This is a genomic window from Roseomonas sp. TAS13 (genome assembly GCF_001950415.1).
GTDB classification, from domain to species: Bacteria; Pseudomonadota; Alphaproteobacteria; order Acetobacterales; family Acetobacteraceae; genus Roseomonas; species Roseomonas mucosa.
The window spans coordinates 1-3,054 of record NZ_BDLP01000457.1; the positions used below are offsets into that span (position 1 = coordinate 1).

Below are 3,054 nucleotides of genomic sequence, written 5' to 3' on the forward strand. Positions count from 1 at the left end.
TCGCCTTACGGTGGAGCTGTGCGTAGATGTGATCAAGAGACAGGGCAGATGCTCCGTATCGCGCGCGAGGCGGAAGGGTGGCGCGTGGCGGTCGAGCTGCGGCTTCGGGATGCGGCGGACGGGATGTTCAGGGCCTCGCCCGCCACGGTCCTGCGGGTCAGTAGCGGAGGCGGATGGTCATCCGCGACTCCCCTGGCGGCACGGTGAAGCGCACGCTGTCGAAGGACGGCAGGCCGACGGAGGTGGGGGCGTCGTTGGAGAAGCCGTAGCCCTCGGAGGGCAGGCCGAGCAGGCTGCGGTTGAAGTTATGGTCGTCGTTCTCGTCATGATAGACGGCGACGGCATAGATGCCGGGCTCGGCCAGGGCGAAGCAGGCTTCCGCCGAACTCGTCCGCAGCGGGACACGCTGCCGGGCGAGATAGGCATGGCTGGCCAGGAAGCGTTCCGGCTTCGGGCCATAGACCGTGATGGTGATGTTGCCGGCGACGCGGCGGGCGCCGGTGACGGCGACATGCAGGCGCGGGCCGGCCGGCGCATCGGCGGCGGTGCAGGCGGTGACGCGGGGGCCGTCTTCCGGCCGTGCGGCCGCCGGCTGCGGCGCGGCGAGCAATGCCAGCAGCGCGGCGCAGCACCACAGGCGCCGCAAGGGTCCGGGCAGGCCGGGGAAGGGCCGGAGCATGGGGTGGCCGGGGTCCGTCTGGCGTCTTCCGGCGACAGGGCGTAGGTGTCTGCGCATGCCCAGTGCCATACCGGATGCCACACCAAATGCCACGCTGGTCAAGTTCGGCTATCCCGCCACGCTGATCGGCGAAACGCGCTGCTGGACCGTGCTGCTGCGCCCGCAGCAGGTCACGCTCGGCGCGCTGGTCCTCGTCTGCCGCGAGGAGGCGACGCGCTTCGGCGAGGTGAGTCCCGCGGGTTTCGCCGACCTGCACGCCGCCGTGGCGCGCCTCGAGCCCATGCTCCGGGACTTCGTCGGGTATGAGAAGATCAACTACCTCATGCTGATGATGGTGGACCCCGACGTCCATTTTCACGTCATCCCCCGTTATGACGGGGTGCGGACGCATCTCGGCCAGGCCTTCCCGGATGCCGGCTGGCCCGGGCCGCCGGCACTTGGGCAAGCGGTGGAGCCGGAGGATGCGGTGCGGGACGGCCTGCTGCGCCGCCTCCGCGAGAGCTGGGCCTCCGCGGCGGCGTGAGCGGGTCGGTCGAGGAGAGGCGCGCCCGGGCGGAGGCCACCCGCGGGCCGCCGGCCGGGGGCGGGCTGGTCAGCCGGTACATGCTGCGGCTCCTGATCCGGCCGCTGGCAGGCACCCTGCTGCTGGTGCTGCCGGCGCTGCTGCTGGAGCGGCTGCTGCGGCTTTTCAACCTGCTGGCGGGGGCGGGCAGCCCGGCCAGCTCCATCGCGCAGCTGGTGCTCTACCTGATCCCGCACTACCTGGGGCTGGCGGTGCCGGCGGCGCTGTTCCTGGCGGTCTATGTCGTTGTCTCGCGGCTCAGCCAGAACCACGAGCTGGATGCCTTGCAGGCTTCGGGGCTCTCGCTGGCCTGGCTGTCGCGGCCCTTCCTGGCCGTGGGGGTGGCCTGCGCCCTGGCGGGCGTGGCGCTCTACGGCTATGTGCAGCCGGTCAGCCGCTATGCCTATCGCGCGGCCCTGAGCACCCTGATGGATGCGGGATGGAACGCGACCCTGGTTCCGGGCGAGTTCGCCCAGATCGGCAAGCGGCTCACCGTCCATGTCGAGCGCCGGGACCCGGAGACGGGCCTCCTGCACGGCATCTTCCTGCACCAGCGGCAGCAGGACGGGACAGACGTGCTGACCACCGCCGCCACGGGGCGGATGCTGCTGAGCGTGGAGACCAGCGAGCTGCTGCTGGAGCTGGAGGACGGGCGGCAGCTGACGGTGGACCCGCAGGGGCAGGCGCATACGCTGACCTTCTCGGCCTCGGAACAGTCGCGCCCCTTCGTCCGGCGCCTGCCGATCTTCCGGCTGCGCGGCGCGGATGAGCGGGAGATGACGCTGGACGAGCTCTGGACGGGGCGGGAGCGGGCGGACGCGCCCGTGGCGCCGCGCCGCATGGCGGGGGAGCTGCACGCGCGGCTGGTGCGCTCGGCCTCGCTGCTGCTGCTGCCACTGCTGGCCATGCCGATGGGGCTGGCCGCCAAGCGCTCGCGCCGTTCGGTCGCGATCCTGCTGGGGGCGGCGATCCTCGTGGTCTATCAGCAGGCGCTGCAACTGGCGGAATCCCTCGGCGCCATCGGGCGGCTCGACGCGCCGCTGGCGCTGTGGCTGCTGTTCGCGCTGTTCGCCGCGTTCAGCATCCTGGTCTTCCGGCACAGCAACCTCCATCCGGAGGAAGGCCCCTTCGACCGCATCCTGGCGCGGATGGACGATGCGGCGGCCTGGGCCGGTGGACTGCTGGCGCGCTGCCTGCCGTGGCGGGCGAGGGCCGCGCGCTGATGCTGCCACGGGTGCTGGCGCGCTACCTGACGCGGATCTTCCTCGGCCGGGCCACGGCGGTGCTGCTGGGGCTGGCCGCGCTGCTGCAGCTGCTGGACCTGCTCGACAAGGCCGGGGACGTGCTGGCCCGCGGCGGGGTGTGGGACATCGGGCGCTATGCCCTGCTGCGCCTGCCCACCACGCTTGGGCAGCTCGTGCCGCTCTCGGTGCTGGTCGGGGCGATCCTGACCTTTCAGCGGCTCGCCGGCTCGCTGGAAATCACCGCCATGCGGGCCACGGGGCTGGGAAGCTGGCGGATCATGGGGGCACTGGTTCCCGCCTGCGCCCTGGCGGCCGGCCTGCAGTTCGGTCTTCAGGTCGGCGTGGCGCCCTACAGCGAGCGCGCGCTCTCCGACTGGTGGGACCATCTGGAGGCGCGGGACCGGCCGCTGGCCCTGGATCGCCGGATGTGGCTGCGCGACGGGACGGACATCCTGGCCGCCGATGCGGTATCGCCCGACGGCGCGGTGCTGTCCGGCGTGCTGCTGGTGCGGCGCGATCCCTCGGGGCTGTCTCTTGATCACATCTACGCACAGCTCTACCGTAAGGCG

The 3,054-nt window shown here is 72.0% G+C and carries 5 protein-coding genes; 4 read left to right on the top strand and 1 reads right to left on the bottom strand.

Annotated elements, in window-relative coordinates:
• A partial coding sequence (locus ROTAS13_RS27850; protein WP_216348711.1) for a hypothetical protein occupies positions 1–207 on the top strand: 207 nt, incomplete at its 5' end.
• On the opposite strand, the gene ROTAS13_RS21990 is transcribed toward ROTAS13_RS27850, so the two are convergent.
• The gene (locus tag ROTAS13_RS21990; protein ID WP_075823437.1) at positions 158–679 is read right to left on the bottom strand and encodes a DUF2141 domain-containing protein; all 522 of its coding nucleotides are present in this window, start codon (positions 677–679) and stop codon (positions 158–160) included. The two genes, ROTAS13_RS27850 and ROTAS13_RS21990, sit on opposite strands and share 50 nt — an antisense overlap.
• A gap of 55 nt (positions 680–734) precedes the next feature.
• Between ROTAS13_RS21990 and ROTAS13_RS21995 the strand changes: the two genes are divergently transcribed.
• The 3 genes from ROTAS13_RS21995 to ROTAS13_RS22005 form a co-directional block, all read left to right on the top strand.
• Entirely contained in the window at positions 735–1,202 is a 468-nt protein-coding gene (locus ROTAS13_RS21995) for an HIT family protein (protein ID WP_019463176.1), read from the top strand.
• Complete coding sequence (locus ROTAS13_RS22000) at positions 1,199–2,464, top strand: LptF/LptG family permease (RefSeq protein WP_019463175.1); 1,266 nt, start codon at positions 1,199–1,201, stop codon at positions 2,462–2,464. Before ROTAS13_RS21995 ends, ROTAS13_RS22000 begins: the two co-directional genes overlap by 4 nt.
• A partial coding sequence (locus ROTAS13_RS22005; protein ID WP_139323491.1) for an LptF/LptG family permease occupies positions 2,440–3,054 on the top strand: 615 nt, incomplete at its 3' end. The genes ROTAS13_RS22000 and ROTAS13_RS22005, both read left to right, overlap by 25 nt.